The sequence below is a fragment of the Butyrivibrio sp. NATIVEDY162 genome, assembly GCF_045999815.1.
GTDB lineage: Bacteria > Bacillota > Clostridia > Lachnospirales > Lachnospiraceae > Butyrivibrio.
In genome coordinates, this window is the sequence record NZ_CP172574.1 from 56879 (window position 1) to 78631 (window position 21753).

21 protein-coding genes are annotated in these 21753 nt (G+C 37.1%); 6 read left to right on the forward strand and 15 right to left on the reverse strand.

Annotated elements, in window-relative coordinates; translation table 11 throughout:
- Position 1 precedes the first annotated feature (1 nt).
- Entirely contained in the window at positions 2 to 1762 is a 1761-nt protein-coding gene (locus ACHCNF_RS16340; protein ID WP_408072522.1) for a methyl-accepting chemotaxis protein, read from the forward strand.
- Between the two features lie 182 nt (positions 1763 to 1944).
- On the opposite strand, the gene ACHCNF_RS16345 is transcribed toward ACHCNF_RS16340, so the two are convergent.
- From ACHCNF_RS16345 to ACHCNF_RS16355, 3 genes are read right to left on the reverse strand one after another with little or no spacing between them, the layout of a single operon-like run.
- On the reverse strand, positions 1945 to 2844 hold the full coding sequence (locus ACHCNF_RS16345; RefSeq protein WP_408072523.1) for a PrsW family glutamic-type intramembrane protease: 900 nt from the start codon (positions 2842 to 2844) through the stop codon (positions 1945 to 1947).
- 51 nt (positions 2845 to 2895) lie between these two features.
- Complete coding sequence (locus tag ACHCNF_RS16350) at positions 2896 to 3348, reverse strand: PaaI family thioesterase (RefSeq protein ID WP_408072524.1); 453 nt, start codon at positions 3346 to 3348, stop codon at positions 2896 to 2898.
- Between the two features lie 37 nt (positions 3349 to 3385).
- Entirely contained in the window at positions 3386 to 4141 is a 756-nt protein-coding gene (locus ACHCNF_RS16355) for a DUF4886 domain-containing protein (RefSeq protein WP_408072525.1), read from the reverse strand.
- Between the two features lie 237 nt (positions 4142 to 4378).
- Here ACHCNF_RS16355 and ACHCNF_RS16360 point away from each other — a divergent pair, with 237 nt between their 5' ends.
- Positions 4379 to 6154: a hypothetical protein gene (locus ACHCNF_RS16360; RefSeq protein WP_408072526.1), complete on the forward strand. Its 1776-nt coding sequence runs from the start codon at positions 4379 to 4381 to the stop codon at positions 6152 to 6154.
- A 77-nt stretch (positions 6155 to 6231) separates the two neighbouring features.
- On the forward strand, positions 6232 to 7152 hold the full coding sequence (locus ACHCNF_RS16365; protein ID WP_408072527.1) for a DMT family transporter: 921 nt from the start codon (positions 6232 to 6234) through the stop codon (positions 7150 to 7152).
- Between the two features lie 9 nt (positions 7153 to 7161).
- On the opposite strand, the gene ACHCNF_RS16370 is transcribed toward ACHCNF_RS16365, so the two are convergent.
- A complete protein-coding gene (locus ACHCNF_RS16370) occupies positions 7162 to 7932 on the reverse strand; it encodes a helix-turn-helix domain-containing protein (RefSeq protein ID WP_408072528.1) in 771 nt (256 codons plus the stop codon).
- Positions 7933 to 7991: 59 nt separating this feature from the next.
- Positions 7992 to 8660 carry a hypothetical protein gene (locus tag ACHCNF_RS16375; protein ID WP_408072529.1) on the reverse strand — a complete coding sequence of 223 codons (669 nt, stop codon included), beginning with the start codon at positions 8658 to 8660 and terminating at the stop codon, positions 7992 to 7994.
- 221 nt (positions 8661 to 8881) lie between these two features.
- On the opposite strand from ACHCNF_RS16375, the gene ACHCNF_RS16380 reads away from it, so the two are divergent.
- The gene (locus ACHCNF_RS16380) at positions 8882 to 9616 is read left to right on the forward strand and encodes a glycoside hydrolase family 25 protein (protein ID WP_408072530.1); all 735 of its coding nucleotides are present in this window, start codon (positions 8882 to 8884) and stop codon (positions 9614 to 9616) included.
- Between the two features lie 247 nt (positions 9617 to 9863).
- A complete protein-coding gene (locus ACHCNF_RS16385) occupies positions 9864 to 12065 on the forward strand; it encodes a DUF2339 domain-containing protein (RefSeq protein ID WP_408072531.1) in 2202 nt (733 codons plus the stop codon).
- 61 nt (positions 12066 to 12126) lie between these two features.
- Here ACHCNF_RS16385 and ACHCNF_RS16390 read toward each other — a convergent pair whose 3' ends face one another.
- From ACHCNF_RS16390 to ACHCNF_RS16400, 3 genes are read right to left on the reverse strand one after another with little or no spacing between them, the layout of a single operon-like run.
- Complete coding sequence (locus ACHCNF_RS16390; RefSeq protein WP_408072532.1) at positions 12127 to 12513, reverse strand: C-GCAxxG-C-C family protein; 387 nt, start codon at positions 12511 to 12513, stop codon at positions 12127 to 12129.
- A gap of 1 nt (position 12514) precedes the next feature.
- Complete coding sequence (locus ACHCNF_RS16395; protein ID WP_408072533.1) at positions 12515 to 13111, reverse strand: 4Fe-4S binding protein; 597 nt, start codon at positions 13109 to 13111, stop codon at positions 12515 to 12517.
- A 1-nt stretch (position 13112) separates the two neighbouring features.
- Complete coding sequence (locus ACHCNF_RS16400; protein WP_408072534.1) at positions 13113 to 13307, reverse strand: 4Fe-4S binding protein; 195 nt, start codon at positions 13305 to 13307, stop codon at positions 13113 to 13115.
- A 143-nt stretch (positions 13308 to 13450) separates the two neighbouring features.
- Here ACHCNF_RS16400 and ACHCNF_RS16405 point away from each other — a divergent pair, with 143 nt between their 5' ends.
- Positions 13451 to 13807 (forward strand): winged helix-turn-helix transcriptional regulator, encoded by a 357-nt coding sequence (locus ACHCNF_RS16405; RefSeq protein ID WP_408072535.1) that lies wholly within the window; start codon positions 13451 to 13453, stop codon positions 13805 to 13807.
- Positions 13808 to 13836: 29 nt separating this feature from the next.
- Here ACHCNF_RS16405 and ACHCNF_RS16410 read toward each other — a convergent pair whose 3' ends face one another.
- The 7 genes from ACHCNF_RS16410 to ACHCNF_RS16440 all read right to left on the reverse strand — a co-directional run bounded on the left by ACHCNF_RS16410 (position 13837) and on the right by ACHCNF_RS16440 (position 19810).
- Entirely contained in the window at positions 13837 to 14154 is a 318-nt protein-coding gene (locus ACHCNF_RS16410; protein ID WP_408072536.1) for a hypothetical protein, read from the reverse strand.
- A gap of 102 nt (positions 14155 to 14256) precedes the next feature.
- Positions 14257 to 14649, reverse strand: coding sequence for a C-GCAxxG-C-C family protein (locus tag ACHCNF_RS16415; RefSeq protein WP_408072537.1), 393 nt, complete (start codon positions 14647 to 14649; stop codon positions 14257 to 14259).
- Positions 14650 to 14701: 52 nt separating this feature from the next.
- Positions 14702 to 16063: an MATE family efflux transporter gene (locus ACHCNF_RS16420; RefSeq protein ID WP_408072538.1), complete on the reverse strand. Its 1362-nt coding sequence runs from the start codon at positions 16061 to 16063 to the stop codon at positions 14702 to 14704.
- 103 nt (positions 16064 to 16166) lie between these two features.
- On the reverse strand, positions 16167 to 16313 hold the full coding sequence (locus tag ACHCNF_RS16425; RefSeq protein ID WP_408072539.1) for a hypothetical protein: 147 nt from the start codon (positions 16311 to 16313) through the stop codon (positions 16167 to 16169).
- A 21-nt stretch (positions 16314 to 16334) separates the two neighbouring features.
- Positions 16335 to 17582 (reverse strand): replication initiation protein, encoded by a 1248-nt coding sequence (locus ACHCNF_RS16430; RefSeq protein WP_408072540.1) that lies wholly within the window; start codon positions 17580 to 17582, stop codon positions 16335 to 16337.
- A gap of 991 nt (positions 17583 to 18573) precedes the next feature.
- A complete protein-coding gene (locus tag ACHCNF_RS16435) occupies positions 18574 to 19005 on the reverse strand; it encodes a hypothetical protein (protein WP_408072541.1) in 432 nt (143 codons plus the stop codon).
- 4 nt (positions 19006 to 19009) lie between these two features.
- On the reverse strand, positions 19010 to 19810 hold the full coding sequence (locus tag ACHCNF_RS16440) for a ParA family protein (protein WP_408072542.1): 801 nt from the start codon (positions 19808 to 19810) through the stop codon (positions 19010 to 19012).
- Positions 19811 to 21753: the final 1943 nt, after the last annotated feature.

The window sequence follows — 21753 nt, forward strand, 5'->3', positions numbered from 1 at the left end:
CATGAGAGAAGAAAAAGTTCAGGTAAAAAAAATTAATTCAATTATGTTCCAGATACTGGTAACAAATTTGGCTATTTTGCTAGCTTTCATAGTTGTTATGAGTCTCGTGATGGGATCAATGAAAACTTCCACTACTACCAGCATTGCGATGTTCGAAACAATGATGCGTCTCACAAGTGATGAAGCCAATTTAAAAAGCGATATAATGTCACTTTATGATCAAGCTACCGGTTACGTCGCAGCTTCAGCGGTGGAAACCCAGCAGGCACTTCTACCGCAGATTGAGTCAATAAAGTCCACTATTGAAGCTGATATCTCGGCTTTGGAAACTGATTTTACTTCTATTGACAATGCCGATGCCATAGCAAAAATGAAGGACATAAGGGATCAGTACCAGAGACTATTAAAATTTGTTGATGCAGCTATAGCAAAATGCGATGCAGGTGATAAGGACTCCGCTTACCTGATCCTGTTTGACAAAGCAGAAATACAAAAGGTTGCTATCTTCCACTCTACAAAGGTTTTGGATCAGGCTATCAGTGATTCTGCGACCATGACTACATCTGTGATGACCCAGCTGTTAAATTCCGGCAATCTTACCGGAATAGTAGGTATGCTTGCAATTGTTATACTGATTATTATCAGTTTCCTTATCAGCTATAAAAATATCGTCAAAAAAATAAGGCGCATTGCGGATGAAGTCAATGCTATGATCTCCAATATTGAGAACGGACAAGGCGACCTTACAGCCAGAGTTAAAACGAAGACAAAGTCAGAGCTGCTTTTTATCACTTCAGGTATCAACCATTTTGTCGAGACACTGCAGGGCATTATGAAGGATGTGAAGGATGGCTCATTGGTTTTAGCTGAGTCATCGGATGAGGTCAGTTCGCAGCTTCATATGGCTGACGACAACGTCACAAACACATCTGCTGCATTGCAGGAACTTTCAGCAAGTATGGAGACTGTTTCCGGCAATGTTTCTCATATAAATGAATCAGTCGATAGTGTAAAAACCGCAGCTCAGGAAATAGCTGTTCAGGCAACAGAAGGATCCAAAACAGCAGATGAAATCAAGGCAGAGGCCGATGAACTCAAAGAAAGAGTTAACAGAAAAAAACAAGAAGCCGGAAATCAGGTGGAAACTCTTTCAGGGACACTCATGGAATCTGTGCATGAGTCAGAGAAGGTATCTCAGATCAATGAGCTCACCAAAGTTATACTTGATATCGCGGGACAGACAAACCTCCTGGCCCTTAACGCATCTATTGAGGCCGCAAGAGCCGGTGAAGCCGGAAAAGGTTTTGCTGTTGTTGCTACTGAAATCAGCGCTCTTGCCGAAAACAGCAGGCAGACAGCTGCAAATATTCAGAACATCAGTAATGAAGTGACTGATGCTGTTAATAACCTTGCTAAAAATGCCCAGGCAGTACTTGATTATATAAACGGTCAGGTAATAAGTGATTATGATGAATTTGTTGCTACAGGAGAACGATACGAGCATACCGCAGACGTCATGGAAAAAATGCTCCAAAACTTCAATTCCAAGGCAGAAAACCTTAATGATATCATGACCGAAATGGTAGACTCTGTTCAGCTTATCAGCAATTCTGTTCTTGAGAGTTCCCAGGCCATTTCACAGTCTGCTGAAAGCTCTCAGGAAATCGTTGGCGGTATCAAGAAGATAACGGAAGCAATTGACAGAAACAACGAAGTTGCAGAACAGCTTTCAGATACCACACAAAAGTTTACATCCTTGTAAGTGACATGTAGCTGTCTTTCCTGACGCTCAGCCCCGAGGCATCCATTCAGAAATGTTTGTCGGGCTCTCTTCATTTTGAAGACCAGCATCCTCTAACAAGAACAACACATTTCCAGCGGAACACCTCGGGGCTGGGCTGTCTATGAAAAGATCAGTATTAACAAATAAATAATAAGATTAAATTACACATGTGTATCCTCATGTGCATATCTCTTGATATTTTTATAAGCATTGACATTTAATACGCACATGATAGTTACAAGTGCCAACATACATGTAAATATAAGAATCTCATCCTCTGATGCGCTGCATACCATGGCCACGGAATCGTATATTCCATGGATCAGGATGGCCGTTAAAATGCCCTTACGTCTCATCCTTGCCGATCCTTTGGAGTCTCCCATAAGTTCCAGGCTCTTGGCCTGTCCGTAGTAATATCCCATATATATACCAAATATGCAGTGCCCCGGAAATGCTGATCTGAGGAATGCCGTGCTGGCATCAGACCCTACAAGGTAAAGGAGGTTCTCAGCCACCTCAAATCCTATGGCAACTGTGGTAGAATAAACAACTCCGTCAAAACGGAAATTAAAAGACGGGTGTTTCCATGTCAGTTTCTTCAATACCGCATACTTACATATTTCTTCGGTAAAGGCTGCAACTAAAAAAGCGTCCAGGATACTGTTTGTTACCGTTCCCGGCGCAGATATCACGTCTACCATTGCTTCAATCACTGATTCCATGATCATTGCTACTATGGGCAAAAGTATTGCACCTAACATGAACAACTTCACAAGCAGTGAAACCGGCTCAGGCTCTATCCGGTCAAGCCTGTATATGAGAACAATAAGGATTATTCCCTGCAAAAAGGAAATGGCCATTGCAACTGCCATACTTCCCGCGCCCATTGTAAATGAAGTGATGATTAATCCAAGTGTCATAAGAACAATCATCACTAATGGCAGCTTTCTGACATAAAACGTATCCTTCTGTACAATATGAGCTCCGGGCACCATAGTTCCACAATAGCCGCAAAATTTTTGTCCCGGTTTTATCTCCTTGCCACAATTTGAACAAAACAAAGCCAATCCCTCCGTCAATCCTTTTCAAAAAATGTTACAATATTTTTAATATCAAAACTTCAGATTATCTTCAAGAACCGAAACCTTACTTGCAAAGAATGAAAATTCTCCGCTGTCCAAAAGGTTTCCTTCATCATCGGTTACCCTGATATCAAATACCAGAATGTGCTTTCCTGTCTTAAGTTTCATACACTCGCAGTAAATATATTCAGTATTTACCGCAGGGAGCAGGAAATTCAGATTTGCAGAAACCGTTGTTACATAATGTCCGCTCATACTTCCCGTTGCTCCTGCCATGGCATCAACAAAGGAAAGGAGTGCCCCTCCATGAATGCTCCCATATGTGTTTTGGAGCCTGGAATCACACTTAATTCTGGATTTACTGTATGTAGAACTCAGCTCTAATACCTCAAAACCAATGAATTTATTGTATTCGTTCGCATAAAGCTCAGAGAGCATCTTCTCTCTTATAGCATTTTCTTTTTCAGTTCGCGCTTTTCGCATTGTAAATATCACCTCTACTTTTCTCTAAAAAAGCATTTTATATTTTTATAACTTCCTCCTGTATCAGTGAAAGTAACTTCTGATCCGGTTTCTCCTCTGTATCGCAACATTTGGGTATGAATGTGCATTCAGATATGGAAGCATCTAAAAGTGTTTTTGCCCATGTACATGCAAGAGCATACCGGCCATATAAATAATGCATATGGAAGCCATCACGGCAAATAGATTTGCCTCCCTTTGACACGTCGAACTCCGGATGCTTTCTTATGTTCTGTATAACATCCCCGCAAGGAATCAACGGCAGGCCATATTTTTTTGCAATCCTGCTATAGTTCTCACTTAACCGTCTATACATTTCATGCTGGTCCCGATTATAACGTATAAAGCATCCATGATCACTATCGACCTCATAAGCCCATGTCTGCTGCATGCATATCTGTGCCCCGGGTACTTCCTTTTTCAGATAATCAATTATTAATCCTGCGAATGGTTCATATGTGTCAATCCAGCCGCTGTCATGACTTGCCTGCTGTGTCACAATGAAGTCCCATGGTAAAGTATGGATAACATCTGATATAGAAACATATCTGTCTGTGACTACGCCATTTTCCTGATACTGGTATTCACTCACATTTTTCTCTATATTGTTCCAATGGCGTTCTAATGAGCATCCTCCGATATAGAGATTTACTACATGCACGGATAGTCCCATATTTTCACATATATCATGTAGATAGGCTGTAGCATCTCTGGAAAAGCTGTTCCCAATCGCTAAAATGTAGGTTTTTTTCATACGTTATTCTCTCCTCTTCATTTTCCGTTTCATATAATTTTCAATTATACAATCCTTTCTGTATTCCTCCAATGATGTTCTGCAAAAACCGTTAGATCACATCTGCTATTTTACGCATAGTTAATGCTTTTTTTAGAAAAAACATATGGGGAATAAGATAAAATAAGAATATCCGAAATATTGAATTTCTGAAGAAATACAATATTCTACACCATTGCATTGTAAGGAGATATGCATATGAGCGCTTTTAAAAAGAATCGAAACCAAATCACATCACTGATAATGGCTCTGCTTGTTACATCAGGCGCTGTTTTTATCCCCGGATGTGGAAAAGCCCCTGTTGCAACAAGCTCCAATTTTGAAAAAACTACTGTAACATATGCTTCAGAAAACACTTCCAATGCCGAAGCAGACTATGCTGAGGATGAGAGCTATCTTGAGGAGGAGGATTATAGCTTACAAAGTGCAGACAATAGTCTGCAAAGCGAAGAATATGATTTTCAGGAAGTCAGTACCTATCCGGAAGTACTTGATGAAGCAACTTCTCTCATGGAAGATATGATAAGCAGAGACGCCTACTATGAAACCGAGAACGATTTGGGCACTCTCGAAAAGCTTGATTATGCTCCAATTCCTGTAGACATAGAAAACTTCTGTGACGCATCCGCTATTGAATATGCAGAAAAACATAATTGCAAAGATCATCTTCTATGGCTTGCCGACTATGTAGTAAATATAGTGGAACCACAGGCCGTAGAAAAGCTGCTCCAGATCCCTGTTTTTAAAGAAGCTGCAGAAAACGGGGAGATAAGTAAATATATATCCATCTACCTGACTTACAATGATGTGAATGCCTTTGGCGCCATGGAGGAATCCTGCTATCTTGGAAGAGATGGACATGGTGTAGCAGAATGGGATTCACCGTTTTACTATATCGGTCACAGAGTTCAGGTAAATCTCGAAAGTTTTCCGCTCGGAACCTCGGACCAGCCTGAAACAATGCGCTTTTTGGAATCCGCTATGATCCATGAAATGATGCATGCATTTGTAACTGACTATATCTTCAATCTCGCACTTGGAACAGGCCCTGATGGTGCAAGAGTCCTCGAAAGAGATGAAAACGGAAAAATAATCATGGATGAATACGATCGTCCAAAGCACGTAGATGAAATGCCGACATGGCTGCAGGAAGGTCTCGCCATGACTGTGGAAAATCCTTACAGTAGAAATTGTGAAGAATTAAGAGCGCTGTTCTCTCCCGATACGTCTGGCGATGACTACCTAAAGCTGTTGACGACTCCTGAATCTCTATATAATCTCATAAATAAAGAATATGATGGCTTTGATCCTGTTAACATTGCCCTAATCACTGATGATGAAAATACCTACGGAACAGGGTGGGTAGCAACACTTTTTCTCTGTGCAATGGAAGGTGAACAGCTTGGCTATGAAGTATTTGACGAGAACGGCTACCTGAACCGTGATGCCGTATTTTATGGTCTTAACAACCTGTTATCTGAAATACATGATGGTCATTCTCTTGACAGCGTTATAGCAGAGATTTCCTTTGATCCTGTCAAGGGACGTTCTGATTATGAAGACACTACTGATTTTGAGGAAAAATGTTTCTCAAGTGTCGATGATCCCGGACTTATCTTTATGCAAAAGCTACTCTTCGACTTTGAAGCAAGAAGCTGTATTGATCCTGAGGCTTACATGCCTTCCGGAAGCGTTCTTCCAGGTCTTGAGAACGGCGTAACATACTGCATGGATAGCTTTTACCACAATCCATCCATTGTTTACGAAGTAGACAACATACAGGACAACAATCCTTACGGAAATTATTTTTCTCTTTCAACCATTCCCATGGCTAAGGTTGCTTTAGGCGGAGGCAGAAGAACATCATATGATCCTATACTTTCCCCACTTACCCCGGAAGAAGAAGCAGAGAGAAATCATGGATATCTGGGCGATGAGAAAAAATATATAGATCTTTCTCTGGAAGAAGAATAAGACGCAGACTGAAGGCATTAATTGAAAAGACAACCAGAATATGTTATAACTGTCTTCTTGTAAGGAGTAGTTATAACATGAAAAGTAATCTAAAAGGAATCATATATACACTACTTGGGGCTTCATGCTGGGGATTATCCGGATCAATGGGACAATACCTGTTCACCGTGCAACAGATGGATAGTCGATGGCTTGTACCTATTAGACTTGGTCTATCAGGAATCCTTATTCTTTTATATTGCCTGATAAAACACAGAGATACCGTTTTTAAACCATGGAAATCAACAGAAATGGCAAAATGGATGCTCATATATGGACTGGCAGGTGTAAGTCTCTGCCAGTTTCTGTATTTTCTGACAATTGAGCTTTCAAATGCTGCTATGGGAACCATACTACAGGATCTTGCACCAATATTTATCCTGGCTTTTACATGCATTACCTCAAGGAGATTGCCAGGATTTTTCGAGATCATATCCATACTTTTAGCCATAACTGGCGTTTTTCTATTAACAACACATGGTGATCTCAAACACATCTCTCTTCCGCTTTCTGCGCTTATTGCAGGTATAGGAAGTGCGTTCTGCGTAATGATCTACAATGTACTTGCTCCAAAAATTACAAATGATATTCCTGTGATTGTGGCTCAGGGATGGTCGTTTTTGATGGGCGGAGCCCTTCTCGGACTAGCATTTAGAACCTGGGAATTGCATTATGTTCCAAATCTCATGGGGATATTTGGCATAATCTTTGTAGTTGTTATAGGCAACATTTGTGCATTCACTTTATATATTAGCGGAGTATCTAAAATCGGTCCGCAAAAAGCTATTCTTTACAGTTTTGCTGAGCCGATAACAGCTGCTCTTATTTCAGCATTCGTTTTAAAGAGTTTATTCACAATTTATGATGCTGTAGGTTTTGGTCTCATTTTTTTGATGCTATTTTGCATTACCTTTGATTCAAAAGAAAAAAACAAAGTAATGGCAAAAGCACAATGTTAGTTTCAGTCTTCAGGATCTTGCCATATTGGTAAATACTTTGTTATAAGTTCTCTTTCTGTATTCTTTTGGCGTAATGCCCTCATATTTCTTAAAAAGTGCTGAAAAATGGCTCTCTCCGGCAAACCCAAGATATTCAGCTATATCCGTACAGCTGTACTCGTTATATGAAAGCAGATGCTTTGCAGCTGTCAGCTTTTTCTGCCTTATGTAGTCCGATACGGACACCCCGACTTCTCTCATGAAAACAGTAGAAAGCCATGATGCATTCATCTCAAGTTCATCAGCAAGCGTCTGCACTGTAATCCTGTCATGCATGTGCTTTTCAATAAATTCCATACACAGAAGGATTTTGGGGGAATAATCCGTGTGCTTCATTTGATAAGCCTTCATTCTGCCTGCATAATCAAGCATCATCTCCTCATACAGAACTTTTATATCCTCTGCCTTGTTTAAAGCATCCATCTTTAAAATATAAAGATCCGATAATCCATAGGACTCATCCGAAGGCATCCCGCCTTCAATACAAACTCTGCAGCATGTAGTTATAACTGATACAAACAAATACCTCTCCTGTTGTACCGGTGATTCAGAAAGCCTGGGAAGCAATGCACTTCTATGCTTTACAAGAAAACGCTTGAGACTGTCGATATCACCGTTTTTTACATACTCGAAGCCTGACATCTCCTGGTTTAGTGTTGCATGTGTGAACTCTTCTTCACGCTGTTTGAAAAGATAATCTGACAAGGCAGCATCCATCTTTTTTAACACTTTATCCTGCATCATCCATCTCCTTGGCCGCTACAATTTTTAGATTCTTTGCTTTTATATCATTTGTTTTTTTATCTTTTGCTGTGTGCCCGCTTTGTTTTATGTTTTACATATATTAAAACAACAATCCCTAAAAGCAAACCTGTAAGACCAAGTAATGCAAGCGCACCAACTGTCGGACTACTGCTTTTATACTTCGGATCTGTGGAAGTAACGTAATAAAAAAATCCTCCAACTATTGCCATTAAACCACCCATGCCTATAGCCATGTAGCAGTTTTCTTTTACCTCTTCGTAAATATTTTTGGAACATTTAAAAAGTATAAACCAGATCACCAGTGCTACTGCAGAAAAGGTCATAGTCATCATAGACCCTTGAATACTTCCGTCGTAGCTGCCTAATGTCATATCTGAATTGTCCGGTGCAATATGAACTTCGTCCAGATCCAGATGTGGGTCAAATTCATCCGTGAATCTTTTTTGGTATTCGTTACCTTCGAAGAACCAGTGAACAGTAAAAGAATACAAAGTCCTTGACCCTGACTTCCTGAGCTGTGTGCGCGATGATCTGTCAGTTACATAAGCCGGGGCTGCGATATAATCTTCAAAGTCTTTTGCTGATGACAATTGCATTATCGTCAAAAGAGAAAACAAAAAAACTATCATCAAACAGAAAAATCTCAAAGAATGATAATCTTTATGACGGACCTCCTCCATTACTATTTCAAAACCTGATGCCATAACTCTCCTTCCCAACACTAAAAATATTATGTTGCCCAATCATATTATTAACCGGCAAACACATTCATTATATCATTAAAGCCGAATCGTATTACGGTAAAAATTTTCCGGAATGAATGCGTTCCTATATTCTCATACCCGAGATGGATGCTTTGTTTTTTTTATGAGGAAATTTTATAATATGACTAATTAAAAATTTGAAATTTGTAGAGAATAAAGATATGAAATATTCTAAATTAGAGAAGAAAATAAAGAGGCAAATAACTGTAATAGTGTTTATTGCTCTATTGACAATTATCATAGCTAAACTATTATTTACGCAGAAGATAGCAACTAGCATAGGATCTAAGTACGCTATACAGGGAGTAGATGTTTCGCATTTCCAAGGAGATATAGACTGGAATGTGTTAGAAAAACAAGGAATATCTTTTGCTTATATAAAAGCAACAGAAGGAAGTAGTTATGTGGATCCTTGTCTTGATCAAAACCACCAGGGTATACAGAATACCGGACTTGAATATGGTTTTTACCATTTCCTGAGTTTGGAAAGTTCGCCGGAAGCGCAGCTTGAAAACTTTAAAGCCGCTACAGGCGAGTATCATATGGATTTGATTCCCGCCATAGATATTGAATGGTATGGTGACAAGAGACAAAATCCACCAGAAAAAGAAGAAGTATTAAACAGCCTTTTTCAAATGGTCTCGCTATTTGAAAAAGAATACGGCCAGAAACCTGTTGTGTACACTACTCAGAGCTATTATCTTAAATATTTTTATGGCGGAAAACTGGATTTTCCGATTTGGATTAGAAACGTCTATTTCAGTCCTTTCCAAAAATGGGCAATTTGGCAGTACACAGACCGAGCCGTTATAGATGGATACTGTGGTGATGAAATATACATTGACCGCGATGTTATTAAGGATTCAGAATATAAAAACATTCGACTAAATGATTGATGTCGCTCTAAATTAATTTGGAAATCGTCTTTTGTTTTAAAACTGAATCCTGTTCATAAAAAAATCTCTATCGAGTGAGTATTTCTATAAGCTGGATTCCTGTATAGGTCTTTATTAGGGTATGTTTTTAATATTGTTTATATCCTGCTAAGTTGTTACAATATCCGTAACGCTGCGAAGGCTATATAATCATGTAGTCATTAGCTCATCTTGAAACAAAAGGGGAATCTTGGGAAAAATGGAAAGTATGGAAAAAGTTGAACAGCTTGAAAAAGAGCTTGCAGCATTAAAGCTCAAAGTAACAGATCTTGAAACAGGTCTTAAGAATGCAGAGCTACGCATTAGCAGAATGGAGACTTCTCATGCGCCCGAAACGGCTGCACAAAACCCTGCGCCAACAAGTGCCTTTATACCTGCAGCTAACGCAGCTTCTAACCGGATTATGCAACAGGCAGAGGCTCCTTACCAAAATGTACAGCATGCAGAAGCTTCTTACCGAAATGCGCAACAGCCGGAAGCTCCTTACCGGAATATTCAACAGACAAAAGTTTCTTATCAGAATGCTCAGCGTCCTTCCGCTCCAAGACCAAATATAAATACCGAATCCTGGATTGGAAAGATTCTAATGGGGGCACTTGCAAGTCTTCTTGTGTTCATAGCACTTATTACATTTGCAAGGCTTTTAATGCCCTTCATCACAGATACCATAAAAATCATTCTCATGTTCGCGGGCAGCATAGCGCTTACAGCTACAGGCTTTGTTCTCAGCAAGAACAAACCTGAAAACACCTTTTTTAAAGCACTTTTAGCCTGCGGATCAGCATGCATTTATCTGTCAATACTTGTTACAGGCATACATTTTAAGGCCATAAGCTCCCTTGTAATGTATATCCTGCTTGCAGTCTGGGCCATTCTGCTGTTCTTTCTTAAGGAAAATAAAAATGACTGGCTCTTTTTCTCAATCGGCAATCTTGGATACCTGGTATCTATCATGTTTACAATAGGGCTTGAGGATAGTTCTCTTATCATCCCCATGCTTATTTACGTTGTTATTATCAGCGCATCTTATCTGGTCATGTATTGGAAAAATGCACGTCAAAGAGCAGTTCAAAGCATTTTAGGCATCGCTTCTCTTGTCCTGTTCCAAATGATTGTTACCTTTAACTTCGGAAAAATCGCTGAGGTGCTTATTGTAGGCGTTGTCGCTGTATTCTGTAGCTTTGCGGGCTTTCTTGCCTATATAGTTGCAGATATTATGAACTATAAGAAGAGCAATTTATATTTATCAGCTGTAAACACAGGGGCTTATCTCCTGTCATATTTCATTCTGCACTTATTTATTCATTTTCCTGTGTTATTCTCATTTGCTGTAATTCTGATTCCGGCAATTGTTTTCATAGTACTGACCGCATATAGGAAATACAACAATGTAAATGAAACCGAATGTGTGGCAAATGCCATTTTTTCAGGCATTTTATTTATACTTGCGGCCATGATCGTCTCTATCAATGAAGAATTCATATTCACATCCGGAATAGTAATGATTGCCTATTCAGCAATTGCTATCTATGGATTTATAAAAAAAGATGACTTTTTCAAAATAACCGGATGGTTTCTGGTATCAATCTGCATGGTTCTTGGCTATGAGATAGACGCCGGCCTTTTATTTGCAAGCATTGCCGCTCTGCTATCACTATCTGCACTCGTTGTAGAAGGTTACCTGTTTAACACCTCACAGATCTTCAAGATTATGAGCTATCTCACATTTTTAGTCAGTGTCATTGTAGTAGGCAGACTTATTTCAGATCTTCCGGATTTTATAAGCAATTATGAAATAATTAATTTTTCAACCTTTGGAGCAATTGCTTTGATCAACCTTGCTCTTTCTCTGACAGGTTTTTACAAAACAAAGGACAAGGACAACGGCAAATCCCTTCATACGCTCATGAACGTGGTCAATCTCCTTCTCATGCTCTCAGGTTCAGGCGCGATGAGAACTATTGACAGCGCTGCCTTAAAAGTGTTCTACATGCTAATCATTTTCATACTTGCATGTGTAAATCTCCCTATAAATGGCAAAGGAAGCCGTGGAAAATACCTCTATACCGGAATAAAGTTTGGAGCTCTTATTTTCCACTCACTGTGGGTATTCGACACTCCAAACTTTATTATCAGTATCATCATGATTACATTTGCAGTAATTTGCATTGCAATTGGTTTCAAAATCAGGAATTTTGCTAAGGATCTCAGGATTTTCGGCTTGCTGACCACCCTGACATTTGTCTTTAAGTTTATCGTAATTGACATAGACTTTGACAACTCAGTTTTGAAAGCCCTAAGCTACCTCATAGCCGGAATTCTATGCTTTGGAATCAGTGCTATTTATAACCACTTTGAAAAAGCAGCAACCGGACAGCCTATGCAGCAGCTTCAATCTCCGGAGCAATAAGCTCTGGTAATATCAGAGCATGGTTATTTGCGCATTTGCATAATTTTTTTAATAATCCGGATTAACCAAGCACTTCCCCGTAAATCTGCACCGCATTTCTGACACATTCTTCACAGGGACACAGCGGCTTTCCATCAGTAACTGCCTTCAAGTCTTTACATCTTATGGCACCACATCTTGAGGCAAATTCTTCCTGTATCTGACGCGTTACGCCCAGAGTACCTTTTCCTTTTGTTTTAAGCCCGGCTATCATACCAGCACCTATCAGAGCACCGCAGGTTGCTTCAAGATTGCCCATACCGGCGCAGAATCCGGCAGTCAGCTGTTTTAGCTGCTCCTCCGTAAGCTCTGTCTCATCAGCAAGTGCAACAGTCACAGACTGGGCACAGTTATACATTCCTGACATTTTTAATTCAACTGCTTTGTTTGCTCTTTCCTCGATTGTCATATCAATTATTCCTCTCTTTCGCCTTAAGTTTACATATACCCTGAGTCATTGTTCCCATCGGACAAAAAGAACACCATGTGCGCTCCTTATACAATGCCATTACTATCAGGCCTATAAGCGTAGATGTAAGCATCAGACTGTAAAATCCAAATCCAAACTGTGCCACCCAATCCGGGAACACACTTCCATTATAAGCCCATTTCCACGGAACTTTAAATGTCCAAAACAGTTTTATTGCCTTCCTTAAAGACTCCGCACCTGAGAACACCAGATAAGTCTGGAATATCATTGTCCCAAACATTGTCATGAAAAATGTAAGGAATCCATATCTGAACCACTTGGATGAGAGCCAGCCCGGTGCCTGTTTCCTGCGTGAGCATTTCAAATTTCTGCCCAGAACCCAGAATAGCTGCCCTCTTCCACACATATGGTTACAAAACCATTTGTTACCGCCTGCTATTGCAAAAATCAAAGGCAATATAAAATCTATCAATCCCAGCCATGCAAAAAGGATGTTGAAAAATCCAAGCGAAAAGTACACTATTGACCATATCCACAGGTAGTCGTACCAATGCTTTCTTCTTCCTGCTTTTTTCATCTTAATTAACCTCCTTATCAAACACCTTAATCGTTCCGGCAGGACAAGCCTTTTCACAGAGCCCGCATCCTACGCATAGCATCTCATCAACTACTGCATAGCAGCCCTTATAGATGCTTATTGCCTGTCTGGGGCACTCCTTTGCGCATACGCCACAGGCAACGCAACTATCAATATCATTAATAGCTCTTCTCATTTTTTAAATCTCCTGTCTGTTAAAAATACTCCTTGAATTTGTATGCCGATAGCCATATTATATGTGGTATAAAAAACGTATCAAGTACGCAGTTAATATTTATCTGGTATCAAAAAGCTGAGTAATGTGAAAGGAAGCGTGTTATGGCTGGTAAAAAGATTTCTGAGAATAAGCGAGAGCCTCTTTGCGAAGATATTGCAGGAAAAGGTTGCGGCTTAAAGAAAGTTATAGATATTGTTGGTGGCAAGTGGAAAATAATGATTCTTTGCGTAATAGATAAACAGGAAGTGGTTCGCTATGGTGAACTTAACCGCGCTATACACGGAATCACAAACACCATGCTGGCTAATTCATTAAAAGAACTGGAAAGAGACGGACTGGTCGAACGAAAACAGTATGATGAGATGCCTGTAAGAGTTGAATACAATCTCACCAAGAAGGCTGAAAGCCTCATCCCCATTCTGCTTGAACTGAAAAAATGGGGTGAGGGCAATCTGTAACCGGATTTCTCCGGCGTCGCTATCTATGCTCAGGCACTTTCGCCTTCAGAAGCAATCATAGGGATAGGGCTCTCTATTTCTGCCACATTCTCTTCATTTTCTGTGGCAATATCAGAACTTGGCATTGATTTTATTACCGCTCCGTCCTTGGTTATAAGGTCCATTCCCTCACGATAGCTTCTTATTGCAAAGGACTGATCATAACCGGATTTTTTCGCGATATCCCTGACTCTTTTGGCAGTTTTCTTAACATCCTTTGCATCACATACCACAGAAGGATATGCTCCGCTCTTTTCACAGGTAAATCCCTCTGCTAAAAGAGTGTTTAAAAATTCAGTTTTTGTCATAAGTGACGTCTCCTACATTTTATAGTACATGTATTCATGCGCTTTTTGAGCGCAGCATTGTGTATTCTACTACAAAGGAGACAGATATTTCAACACCTAAATTCAACTAAGACCCATTACTTCACCATATATTTTAAGCGCATTTCTGGCACATTCTTTACAGGAGCATAATGGTTTTCCATCTGTAATTTTCTGAAGATCGCTGCATCTTATAGCTCCGCACCTTTTGGCAAATTCCTCCTGTATCCGTCGTGCCACTTCGACTGTACCATTTCCTTTGGTCTTAAAGCCGGCTACAAGAACCACTCCAATGAGAGCTCCACAGGTTGCCTCGAGATTACCCATTCCACCGCCAAAGCCTGCCGCAACATTAGCAAGCTCCTCTTCTGAATAATCTGTTTCATCCGCAAGCACAGCCGCTACGAACTGTGAGCAGTTATAATCTCCTGAATCCTTTATATCTACTGCTATATCTATTTTCTCGCTAAATGTCATCTTCTTAATTCCTTTCGTTGCTACACTATCGGAAATAATTTCTATGATGCACTTATTTTTTCTTGTGATTCCATAATACCAGACGAATCAAAAAGAGTAATCCTCTGACACATAATTCTGTGCACATAGCTATCCATGCACCTTTAAGCCCGTAGCTCATACCAAGAAAATATGCCAATGGAATTCTGACTGCCCATACGCTTATAAGGTTAAGCACACTTGATAAAAGAGTCTCACCTGCTCCTCTGAATACGCCTGCCGCAACAATTGATGCTCCATAAAGCGGCTCTGCAAAAGCCTCTATTCTAAGGATCTGCGTTCCAAGGCTTTGTATCTGCTTATCCGGAGACAATATTCCTATCATATAGGGTGCAAACAACCACATAAGAGCTCCGCTCACACCCATTATACCCATTCCAAGGATTACTGCCATCCAACCGAGCCTTTTTGCAAGCTTTTTTCTTCTTGCACCTATACATTGCCCCACTATAGTGGTAGCAGCTACACCTATACCGTAACCTGGCATATAACATAAACTCTCAGCTGTTATTGAAAACGAATTGGCAGCTACAGAAACCGTACCAAATGGCGATACAATCCTTGTAAAAGCCACATAAGCAAATCCCATGATTATATTATCAATTGCCACAGGAATTGCTATTTTTAGAGCCAATGGCAGCTCGCTCTCCAAAAATCTTCCGATTGAAACCTGTTCCTTATCCTCTCTTCCAAAAAGATGCAGCGAAGGTGACCTGAATAGCAGGATGTACATCATAACAACTGCTATAATAACAAACGAAATAGCTGTACCAAGAGCAGCTCCCATCACTCCAAAATACGGAATAAGCAGTGCATTAAAAAGAACATCAAGTGCACACATCACGATATTCAGAATACTTGGTACACGAATATTTCCACTGGACTGTATCATGCCCTGTGAAGAAAACAGCATCTCTCTTGCAGGAATTGACAACACGAATATCAGAAAGTATGAAGACGCGTCTTTTTTTATGGCCTCTTCTCCGCCCATCCATGTAGGTAAGTACGGACTCACCACCACTCCGGCAGCCATGATAACAAGACTGAATATCAGACAGCTGATTAGTCCCCATTTAACAATGACTCTGGCACCTTTTTCATCCCTGGCGCCTATCCTATGCGCAACACACACGGAAAATCCCATTGCTGCAGCAGTTATTATTCCACCTACAAGCCATGTAGTACTTGATACAAGCCCAATTGAGGCAGATGCATTTGCTCCGAGATGTCCTACCATGGATGCATCAATATATTGCATTATTATTGATGAAACCTGCGCCAATATTGCAGGAAAACTAAGCCTCAGTATAAGAAGCACCTGTTCTTTTACTGACAGTTTTTGACCATTCCTGATGGCCGCTAAATAATCCTTCATTTCTTCTCTCCAAAAACAGTACATTGCATTATAGCATACTACTTCCGGAAATAGGGATAAGTACCATCTGATTACTCTGACAGCTCTTATCCCTATCTTGAATTTATTTAGCGGAATTATCTGCAATTGTCACCCTTACCAGAGCAAATTCAGAACCTATAAGAGCATCCTCCAAAGTGAACCGAACCGTGCCGTCTTCGTCAACTACAGCAGCCATTTCGCTGTAACCTGTTCCGCTGTCCCTGTACATAACATAAATTTGCCAAGCTTTTTAATTATCCAGAAGCTGAGCCTCCATTGAATCATAATCATATGAATTCTGTGTAAATTCATTAAAGCTGTTTTTCTTCGCTCTTTTTACAGGTTCTTCATATCCTTCCTTGATAGCTTTGATCATAAAGCCTGTAATATTGTCAATTCTGCCGTTGGTAGCTTCCAAAACTTTACATGCTTTCTCGACTTTATCCAGATCATATTCTGCAGCTTCTGCTATAGCTCTTAAATCCCTTACCTTCAGATTGCCGTAGATCATATCACTGATCTGATCAATAAAGCTATCCTTTTCATCTGAAGAAAGAACCCTTATCTTCTTCTCTTCCACTATGCGTGTTTTCTTTTTATCATATATAAAGAATCTGATTGAATGAATACGTCCACCTCTTCCCGATTTTATAGGTTCGTATTCAAATCTTATGCTTGTTAATTTATCAAGCTCTTCCTTGGCCTTATCCAAAGTATTTTTACGAAATGTACTGAATACACTATACTTGGGTTTACCGGTCTTATTTGTTCCTTTATCTTTCTTTCGCTCTGCAGATTCCTGAGAGAGCTGCTCTATATATTCAAAATCCACATTGGACTTTTTGAGCGCATTATATATCTCCTTGTTTTCATTAGGGTCGATAATTCCAAGCCTTAATTTCAAATCAGTCAGATTAATTACAAGAATATATGGCTCTGAATTATCCAGATTCTCTCCTCTTCTATGCGCAATATAGCTCTGCTTATCAAACTCAGATTTCAATATCTCATAAATTCTGTAGCTATAGATACTCTTAAGGGGAATCGTGTCTTCAAGTGAAAACATTGTATAATTCTCTTTTAGCTGATATAACTGATCAGTAATCCTGTTGTTATAACGCATCTCAAGAATTCCGTCCTTGAACTTGCAGTCCGTAACAACATTCAATGCTTCCAGTTCCTGAGTCTGATCATTGGTATAAATAATTCTCCAGTCAAGTAGAGAAGCCTTCTCCTTTTCAGGCTCTACAAGATCTCTGATATGCTCATAAAATGAGCCGCCCTTGCTCCCAAATATTCTTCTAAGATCACCGCCATGCAAAGTAGTGACAAGTTGCCCTGTCCTATCATCAAGCTGTGCCTGCTGTATTCCTACGGAAAATATCTTCTGAGCCAGAAGTGAAGTTGTCCCCTTAGCATTTATCAGGCTGTTAGATTTAGAATACTGCCTGCCCTTCAGGATACTAAGATCATATGATTCATCTTTTTTCTTAGCCATTTTTCCCCCAATACTTCAAATCTTTTCATACAAGTAAATTATATGTGAAAATTATGTGTTTTTCAACCTTAAATCTTCACACCTTATTCCCCATAACGTCACAAGTTATTATAACATACTTTTTTCTTGCACCTATTTATTTCATATCTTATACCCAATAACGTCATATGTTCACTTTTATATAGAAAGAAGTGACGCTTTAGGGTAAATCACATCATTGACCAATCCGGTCATACTGTTTTAGTCAATAATTTGATCATTCCCTTTTTGGTCAGAAGTTAATTGTTTTATATTCCCTTTTACGTCATATCTTTATTTGTATATTCCCTTTTAGGGCATAAGTTAACTTTTATCGTTCCCTTTTACGTCATAAGTTAATGCAGGATATATTTCTTTTCATTTTTTTTCAATCAATATTTTGTATAAAAAAAGATGGACCTACTATTTCTTGGTCTCATCCGGATTTATCATTATTTATGTATTATCTTTATAAAAAGCGTTCCCTTTTACGTTATAAGTTAATATTACGTCCCTTTTTACGTCATAAGTTCCTGCCTTTTTGTTCCCTTTTACGTCACATCTTCCGCTTTTTTCTTAAATATTTACGTTGATTTCATCCCTATAATTCCCTTATTTATGGCATTTCTAACTTTTATTCCCTTTTACATCACAAGTTTTTAATCTGCTTCCCTTTTACACCATATATAAACCCCTTTTTGGTCAGAAGTTACGCCATTTAAGTCATAAGCTGCTTCCCTTTTACGTCATAAAAAATTTACCCTTTTTCATCAGAACTAACGGCATTTTACATCACAACTTCCACCCTTTTTCGTCAGACCTTTTTCCCAAATACGTCATATCTTTACTTGAAAATGTAGTATTTATAAGGCCTTATCGCTTATTAATTAAATTAAAAGAAATGTTGTATAAAACAATACTAAGAAACACAACCTATATAAATAAAAGAGCCTGTGGTTGCAGGCTCCTTATCTTAATCGTTAAATATATTTCTTCTTACAGTGTCATAATAGTCTTTATTTTTATCATAATCAGCTTTTATAAGATCAACAATATAATCTACTCTGCTTTTGCCTCTTGCAGCTGATGCTACTGTAAGAAGCTCTTTTTCAGAAACTGACAGTTTAATATTAAAAATACTTCTTTCTTCATCAGATTTTCTGGGTCTACCTACTTTCTTTTTTTCTTTAACAGGTGGATTAGCAGGTATCTCCGGTGCAGGTGCTGAAACATAAGATTCTACTACAGGTTCAGGCATTATATTTTCGGTAACAGTTTCTACAGTTTTTTCTGCTTCTGTTTCTGTTATTTCAGGCTCTTCATAAAGCTGTTCAACAAAATCATCAGTAGCTGTCTTATTTCTCTGCTTATAATGTGTTAAAAACTTATTTGTTCTATCTGCCATTATCTTAGTCCTCCTGTTCTGTTCTGCTTATAATCTCATCTACAATGTTTCTGTAATCAATTGCAGGCGTTGATGACTTTTTGTATTGCTGAACAGGTTTATGCATCATTTTTGATTCATCCACTGCTGCTGCTTCTCTTACGGTCATTATAAAGGGTTTATTTTCTGTTTTTATGTCTGAAGGAATCTCATTATCAATCTTATCGTTAATGATTTCAATTACGGCTTTTCCTATATTTGTATCTCTAAATCTTGTTACGATTACACCCATGATCTTAGATTCTGATAGCTGACGTTTACCAGGCTTATGGAATTTCATCATATCGGTTGTAATAGCATCGATTCCGTCTATACTATCTTCGCCTGAATCTACGCACATTATAAAATAATCAGCTGCGAGATAACTCATATTAAGAAGCTTATTACGTGCAGGCGCTGTATCTATAAGAATGTAGTCATAATCGGGACCAACAGCCTCAATTAAGTCAGCAAGAAGATATGCATCCTGTACATCCTCAAACTCCTTATCAGCTCTGGACATTGAAGGTGAACCTGCTATCAGGTCATAACCTGCCGGTACTTTCTGGATTGCCTTATTAAGATCTACGCCTTCTTCCTTAAAAACTTCAAAAATTGTAGGAAGATTTCTATCTGCTTCTGCATTTTTTGTAAGGTTACACTGTTGATCAAAATCTATTGTGAGTACCTTTTTCTCTAATTTTGTTAATACTGCTGCTATTTCTACGGTTGAGGTTGTTTTTCCTACCCCGCCCTTCTGATTTGCTAGTGCAATTGTTATAGCCATTTTCTTGTTCTCCTTAGGTTAGTAAATATTTTTAATTATGAATCCAAAATGGATTTTTTTGTAAAACTATGACTTATCCGCTACCTGTTTTTCTGATGAAAAACAATAATCTATGATTTTTATTATTTTATAGTAATTGTAAATATAGAATATAAAATAAATAAGAAATACATATATTATATTAGCATATTTTGATAAAAACGTAAACACATATGTGTATATAATAAATATTGAATATTATATATATAAGAGAAATAAAGTAAATAAAATAAATACAAAATATAAATGAAAAAAGGGACATTGAATTTATAAATAAGAAAAATACAAAATATGTTATTCCGCATATTTACTGTGCTATTCGAAAAAGATAATGATTACTTAGCTAATGACTTATGATTATTAAAGTAAATAAAAAATTTACTATTATTAAGGATTACAAGTCGTATCATCGTAATTTTAAAATTTAATAAATATATTATAATATAAGAAATTCACATAATAAATTAAATATAATATAAATAACAAATATACTATATAATTTAAGCAATAAATTATTTTATATAAATAATAAATACATGAAACAAATTAAATATACGAAATTCATTAAAACATATCAATATGTCATATACTATGCCCTTATTTATAAATGAGGAATAAGATAAAAAAGAATAATATAAATAATGAATTTACGATATATATTTGATGAAATAATCCTGGGAATTATACTATTATTTTTTTGAATATGGCCTGAAAAAAGGTTTACTCTAATGAGAGAAAAAACATAAATTAAAATGAATATTAAATATACAATATTTATAAAAATAATTACCAGATATAAAAAAGTAATATTGGATTAAAAGATCAAATAATATCAAAAAACATTTGATAAATAATATATATTTAATATTGTATAGTAAAATAAATATATACAAAAATAACATGCTATAGAAAAAATAATTTATATAAAAAACATATAATATAAATTATGTAAATAATGTATTTAATGTAAATAATAAATATAATGTAAATAATAAATATAAAGTAAATGCTAATAATAATGTAAATACAATAAATACTAAATATAATAAATAAATGATGTATTATGTATATAAATAATATAATAAATACAATATAAATAAAAAATATATTATAAATATATTAAAGATATTAGATATGTTAAATGACTTAAATAATATAAATGATATATATTATATATTTACTGTATATAATATAAAGACTATATTTATAAAATTATAGTTTGTGCAGATGCTTTATATTTAATAAATGATATATATAATATACAAAATAAAAAACATAAAACGTAAATAACATATATACAATATTGGAAATACGATAATATATTGTCAATATATAATACTTATAAAACATACTCAGTAATTAACATTATTATGGCAACATAGTATTTTTAGCACGTTTTCAAAATTTACATAAGCATTTAACTCTATCATTTTTATTCAGGAAATTATCTCAGCAAATATCTCAGCAATTGTCTCAGCAAATATTTCAAAAAAGATCCCGGATAGTATGAAGTAGGTATGTGGAGTAAATAGTGTTAAGGTGAAATAAGAATTAAAAAGTAAATAAAATATATAATATATATTATATATTTATGATAAATGCATTGCTTTTTCGTATATATTATATATTTGTTAAATACATAAATGAGATGTTTTTTAAAACCAATGTTGTTTGAAAATACATAACTAAAAATTGAATATATAAATTATAAATATACATAATAAAAATTATTTCAGAAATTATTATGTGTAATTTTCTATGATTAAATATATTATATATATTAAAAATATACGATAATATGACATAATAAAGAAGAATATAAGTATATTAAATTTACAAAAATAATAAATCAATAAACTTGCAAATAACTAATAAAAGAATAGACATCTGCATTTTTTACGAAA